Raw genomic sequence first — 5,454 nt, forward strand, 5'->3', positions numbered from 1 at the left:
GTTTTCTCAGCAACCGCTTGCAAATCAGCCGCAGTAATCTGCGACTGTTGCTGGCTGCCGGGCGCGTGCAGGTGAATGGCGATCTGGAACGTGACCGGCAGCGGCGAATAGGGCCGTTTGATGTGGTGGTCTGCGACGGCGAGATTCTGCAGGCAAACCGGCCCCGTTATCTGATGCTCAACAAGCCTGCCGCAGTGGTCAGTGCGACCTGTGATGATCATCACCCCACGGTGCTGGATCTGCTACCGGAGGATCAGCGTGAGGGGCTGCACCTGGCCGGGCGACTGGATTTCAATTCCACCGGTCTGGTCCTGCTCACCAACGATGGCGAGTGGTCCCGGCAGTTGAGTCAGCCTGAGAATCAGGTGCGCAAGCATTATCGGGTGACACTGGAAAAGCCGTTAACCGACGACTATGTGACGGCGTTTGCCGAGGGGATGTGGTTTGAGTACGAAGGTATTACGACGCGCCCCGCGGCGCTGAAAATCCGTACCCCGTTTGAGGCAGACGTATGGCTTTGCGAGGGCCGCTATCACCAGATCAAGCGCATGTTCGGGCGTTTTGATAACAAGGTGCTGACGTTGCATCGGCTGGCGATTGGTAACCTGGTGCTGGATGAAACGCTGAAGCCGGGTGAATGGCGGGCGCTTTCGCCGATGGAGGTTTCCTCCATTTTTTCATGAGAGGACACCGTCACAGATTGCGTAGGGTGCACTGAGCCTAAGGCGAACTGCACCATCAAACGCCGGATCGGTGCAGTTCGCCTTAGGCTCAGTGCACCCTACGTCTTGGAGGCGCGGGTGTTTGTGACCTTTCCCTCTCTGATCCTCGAAGCACTTAAACCAGCGGCTTGCCTTTTTTCAGACGCCGGCGGAAATCCCACAGCACCAGGTTGTAAGGGGCCTGCCGGATCACACGCGGCAGCAGCAGGCTGATGCGGCCAATCGTGCGCACGGTACGCTCGAAACGCCGCTGCTTTTTGTCATTCCATTCCAGCTGCATTTGCGCACGGATTTCCGGCGGCAGAAACCCCGTGGTCACAAACCGGTTGAAGCGCCCCAGCAGAAAGCGGGTTGGCTGGCTGAGAAATTCCAGGTCGGCGATCATCATCAGATACCGGCGAATACGGTCGTCGATGTGCAATTGCTGCAGGCCTTCCTGCCAATAGGCGTCAAAGGCTTGCAGATCTTTCGGCCAGGTGTCCTGACGAACCTGCAGGGTGGTGCCCAGCGGGTGGGCCAGCTGGTAAAAGGTTTCCTTTTCCTGCCGGCTCATGGGGCCATGGAGTTTCTGATGGGTATCCACAAAGCCCCAGTAGAGACAGGCGGCCACCCACATCTGCAGGTTCTCATCGAACGCGTTGTACTTCACCGGTGAGTGTTCGGTGGAGTGGACCTGGGCATGGGAACGATTGACTGCCCTGCGGTAGGCCAGCTTCTCTTCACTGGTGCCCATCATGGCAACGGCCAGGTAGGTGAAGGTCGTCCGCGAGCGTTTGATCGGGTGATGCAGAATCGAGCCACTTTCCACCCGGCTTTCCGCGACGCCATAGCCCACCCCTGGCAGGGCCAGTTGCAGGATAATGTTGGCACCACCGGCCAGCAGCATGGCGCCATCGAAGATGCCGGGAAATTGCGCGTCCAGTTCCCGGGCGGTGGGGGGAGTGGGCCATTGGTGTTCCAGTCGGGCCTGGCGACTTTCCAGGTTGGCTTGGGCTGTCATTGTTTTTCTGTCCTCGCTGTCAGCGTGGTGGTTCATACGCCGTTTTTTTTCATGCTAACGAGGAGTGCGCCATCAAACAATGAGACAAAATTAATTATTTGTATCATTGCGGCGTTTTCTGACCTTAAAGCCGCAAAGCCCGGAAAACCGCCCGCACATGGCCGGCCAGCACATGGGTGGCCGAGCCTTCTTCGCCCCGGTAAAGCATGGCGATCTGGTAATCCCCCAGCTCCGGTAACCGGTATTCATCGCCCAGTTGCTGCAGGGGCGGTTGAATCAGGCTGAGGGGGAAGGGCCCAATGGCCAGATCCGCCTGCATGGCGGCTTCCTGGCCGGCACAGTGTTCGCTGGTATAGGCGACCCGGTAGCGATGATCGCTGCGGTCCAGGGCCTCCAGGGCCATCTTGCGCCAGGGACAGCCCTGGCTGGCCAGAGCCAGGGGCAGGGGCGTCTGGCTGACGGCGATGCCACTTTGTGCGCCGGCCCACACCAGTGGTTCGCTATGCACTACTTCCCCCCGTGCCGGGCGACCCTGTTTACCGGTGGTGACCATAATCAGGTCCAGCTTGCCGGCATCCAGCTGCTTGAGCATGTCGGCGCTGCGACCGACGATCACATTCACCTGCACGGCGGGGTGAGAGCGGGAAAACTGGGTCAGTACCTGGGGCAGGATGCGGGTACCGATATCGTCCGGGGTGCCCAGCCGCACGGTACCTTCCAGCTCCGGGGCGGTGAAGTGACTGATGGCCTCCTGGTTAAGTTTCAGCAGGCGCCGGGCATAGCCGAGCATGGCCTCGCCCTCGGCGGTGAGGCTGACTCGACGCGCTTCGCGGAGGAACAGCCGTTGCCCCACCTGTTCCTCCAGCCGCTTGATTTGCATGCTCAGGGCAGAGGGGGTGCGGAACACTTCGGCGGCGGCCTGGGTAAAGCTTTCCGTTTCCGCGATAGCCACGAAGCTGCGCAGGATTTCCGTGTCCAGGAGGGGTTGAAGCGGGCTGTCCGGGGGCATGTTTCACCTTTCAGAAAAATTGAACGATGAGTAAAGATCTTTTCGATTTACTGATAGTAAACCCGATTGCATCATGGAGGCCAATCACAGCCCAGCCACTCCACAACGTTCCCAAACAGGGAGGAGACCATGAAGCGCAACGACCCTCAAACTCTGGAAGCCCCCAAGCGGATTCACTCCCGCAAGCCGGATCTGCACATGCCGGCCATGCCTCCCCTGGAGCTGATGGATGCCCTGGATTATCGCATCCGTCTGGCCTGGTATCGTCTGCGCAAGAGCCGTGCGCAGCAGCGGGCCCGGGTGGCCCAACGGCTGCAAAGAAAGCCGGTCTGAGTGTTTGTCTGCGACGGATGTGAAAGCACAGCAAGGCGGCTGATTCGTCTTGTGAGCAAGGCTCCAACGGGGTAATAACTGATTCCCTGCCGGAATCCACCGTTGGCGCTTTGCCTGCAAAGCGAATGCTTCAGATATCCGGCAACTGGTCAGACAACAAAAAAGGCGCCTTTTCAGGCGCCTTTTCTGTGTGCGACACGGAAGCCGTGCGGCCAATTACATGTTCGGGTAATTGGGGCCGCCGGTACCTTCCGGAGCCACCCAGTTGATGTTCTGGGTGGGGTCCTTGATGTCGCAGGTCTTGCAGTGCACGCAGTTCTGGGCGTTGATCTGGAAACGCTTGTCGCCAGTGTTCTCGTCCTCGACCACTTCGTACACACCCGCCGGGCAGTAACGCTGGGCCGGCTCGTCCCACTTGGGCAGGTTCACCTCCAGCGGTACATTCGGGTCTTTCAGCGTCAGGTGACACGGCTGATCTTCTTCGTGGTTGGTGTTGGACAGGAAGACACTGTCCAGCTTGGCGAAGGTGATCTTGCCGTCCGGTTTCGGGTAGTCGATCTTCTTGCTCTGATCTGCCGGCTTCAGCGTGGCGTGATCCGGGGTGGTGTCACGCATGGTGATCGGCAGTTTGCCGTTGAACAGGTTGATGTCCACGAAGGCAAAGGCAGAACCGATGAAGTTGCCGAACTTGTGCTGTGCCGGGCCGAAGTTGCGTTGTGCGTGCAGTTCTTCGTAGACCCAGCTCTTGTCGAAGGCGTCCTTGTACTCGGTCAGCTCGTCGCTGCCACGGCCGCCTTTCAGGGCTTCAGCCAGGATTTCCGCAGCAATCATGCCGGACTTCATGGCGGTGTGGGTGCCCTTGATCTTGGCAAAGTTCAGGGTGCCGGCGTTACAGCCAACCAGCAGACCACCGGGGAAGGTCATCTTCGGCAGGGACTGCAGGCCACCCTTGGAGATGGCACGGGCGCCGTAGGAGACACGCTTGCCGCCTTCCAGGTGCTTCTTGATTTCCGGGTTGGTCTTCCAGCGCTGCATCTCGTCGAACGGAGATACATGCGGGTTGGAGTAGGCCAGATCGGTGATCAGACCCAGGGCAACCTGGTTGTTTTCGATGTGGTACAGGAACGCACCACCCGGGGAGCCGGACTCGGTGAGCGGCCAGCCGGCGGTGTGTACTACCAGGCCTTCCTGGTGCTTGGCCGGGTCGATGTCCCACAGTTCCTTGATGCCGATACCGTAGTGCTGCGGGTCGGTGCCTTCGCGCAGGTTGAATTTTTCCTGCAGCTGTTTGCCCAGGTGGCCACGGCAACCTTCTGAGAAGATGGTGTACTTGGCGTGAAGCTCCATGCCGGGGGTATAGCTGGGCTTCTTTTCGCCGTCGTGGCCGATGCCGGAATCGCCGGTGGCAATACCCTTTACGGAACCATCGTCGTTGTACAGCACTTCGCTGGCGGCAAAGCCGGGGAAGACCTCGATGCCCAGACCTTCTGCCTGTTCTGCCAGCCAGCGGCACAGGTTACCCAGGGAAATAATGTAGTTCCCTTCGTTGTGCATGGTCTTGGGTACGAACAGGTTCGGCACTTTCTGTGCCTTTTCCGGGCCGGTGAGGTAGTAGATCTCGTCGCCGGTGACCTTGGTGTTCACCGGGGCGCCCATTTCCTGCCAGTTGGGGAACAGCTCGTTCAGTGCACGGGGCTCAAGCACCGCACCGGAGAGAATATGGGCGCCGACTTCGGAGCCTTTCTCTACCACGACCACACTGATTTCCTGACCGGTTTCCTGGGCGATCTGGCCCAGACGGCAGGCGGTTGCCAGACCGGAAGGACCGGCGCCGACGATGACTACATCGACTTCCATAGATTCGCGTTCCACAGCCTGTCTCCTCGCTATCGATTGCGTGTTCGGCCCTGAAGCCACTGAGAAAGGAGTTCTGAAACACTCTGCCACAGAAAAACCTTTCTCAGCAGCCACCTGGGGCCAGCCTTGGGGTGGCGCGGAGTATATAGAGATAGGCCAAACCGCACCACTGCCTGGGTTGGCCGCAACGCCCGCTGCATTGTTACCGGGTGTTGATCCGGTGGGGCGGCCACTGCAACCATTTCAAACAGGTGTTCGGATTATCCCTTGCTAGCTGGTTGATTTACAAGGAAATGGCCGACCGTAAAGTCACGAAAAGTGGACACCGTGCAGAGTCTATTTGCAGCAAAATCATTCGCTTACAGATTTTCGGCCTATTGACCTGCTTTGGCCGAGCGTTCAAGATAGCGGCTCTTTCGCGGGGGTGGACCCGGCAACGGCGTCAATTCGCCTCCTTCTACATGTCACCCAATGGAACATTCCGAGGATCCTATGAAGGTTCTTGTACCCATCAAGCGAGTCATTGACTACAA

5 protein-coding genes are annotated in these 5,454 nt (G+C 59.0%); 2 read left to right on the top strand and 3 right to left on the bottom strand.

Features of this window, described 5'->3' with window-relative positions; genetic code table 11:
* On the top strand, positions 1-683 hold a 683-nt coding region (locus HUJ17_RS00895), incomplete at its 5' end, for a 16S rRNA pseudouridine(516) synthase (RefSeq protein ID WP_290508936.1).
* 154 nt (positions 684-837) lie between these two features.
* Here HUJ17_RS00895 and HUJ17_RS00900 read toward each other — a convergent pair.
* Positions 838-1,722: an oxygenase MpaB family protein gene (locus tag HUJ17_RS00900; RefSeq protein ID WP_290508937.1), complete on the bottom strand. Its 885-nt coding sequence runs from the start codon at positions 1,720-1,722 to the stop codon at positions 838-840.
* Between the two features lie 124 nt (positions 1,723-1,846).
* Positions 1,847-2,731 carry a LysR substrate-binding domain-containing protein gene (locus HUJ17_RS00905; protein WP_290508938.1) on the bottom strand — a complete coding sequence of 295 codons (885 nt, stop codon included), beginning with the start codon at positions 2,729-2,731 and terminating at the stop codon, positions 1,847-1,849.
* Positions 2,732-2,860: 129 nt separating this feature from the next.
* Between HUJ17_RS00905 and HUJ17_RS00910 the strand changes: the two genes are divergently transcribed.
* A complete protein-coding gene (locus HUJ17_RS00910; RefSeq protein ID WP_062817980.1) occupies positions 2,861-3,064 on the top strand; it encodes a hypothetical protein in 204 nt (67 codons plus the stop codon).
* 216 nt (positions 3,065-3,280) lie between these two features.
* On the opposite strand, the gene HUJ17_RS00915 is transcribed toward HUJ17_RS00910, so the two are convergent.
* Complete coding sequence (locus HUJ17_RS00915; protein ID WP_290508939.1) at positions 3,281-4,936, bottom strand: electron transfer flavoprotein-ubiquinone oxidoreductase; 1,656 nt, start codon at positions 4,934-4,936, stop codon at positions 3,281-3,283.
* Between the last annotated feature and the right edge of the window lie 518 nt (positions 4,937-5,454).

Source organism: Alcanivorax sp., from assembly GCF_014762765.1.
Taxonomy (GTDB): domain Bacteria; phylum Pseudomonadota; class Gammaproteobacteria; order Pseudomonadales; family Alcanivoracaceae; genus Alcanivorax.

Coding starts and splice junctions, on each gene's coding strand:
- HUJ17_RS00900 (WP_290508937.1), bottom strand. CDS start 1,722: ATGACAGCCCAAGCCAACCTGGAAAGTCGCCAGGCCCGACTGGAACAC.
- HUJ17_RS00905 (WP_290508938.1), bottom strand. CDS start 2,731: ATGCCCCCGGACAGCCCGCTTCAACCCCTCCTGGACACGGAAATCCTG.
- HUJ17_RS00910 (WP_062817980.1), top strand. CDS start 2,861: ATGAAGCGCAACGACCCTCAAACTCTGGAAGCCCCCAAGCGGATTCAC.